This window comes from Citrobacter sp. Cf125 (assembly GCF_030333935.1).
GTDB classification, from domain to species: Bacteria; Pseudomonadota; Gammaproteobacteria; order Enterobacterales; family Enterobacteriaceae; genus Citrobacter; species Citrobacter freundii.
On sequence record NZ_JAOWEY010000008.1, the window covers coordinates 1 to 207 of the forward strand.

Here is a 207-nt window from a genome sequence, read left to right on the forward strand (position 1 = left end):
ACATTGAGCTAACCGATACTAATGAACCGTGAGGCTTAACCTTACAACGCCGAAGATGTTTTGGCGAAAGACAGACATCATATTCAGCTTGATACAGATTACATCAGAACGCATAAAGTGGTCTGACAACAGAATTTGCCTGGCGGCTGTAGCGCGGTGGTCCCACCTGACCCCATGCCGAACTCAGAAGTGAAACGCCGTAGCGCC

1 rRNA gene is annotated in these 207 nt (G+C 49.3%); it reads left to right on the plus strand.

From position 1 onward, the window contains the following. Window positions 1-138: 138 nt before the first annotated feature. Window positions 139-207: ribosomal RNA gene (gene rrf, locus OGV89_RS00725) — 5S ribosomal RNA — on the plus strand; the annotation flags it as partial.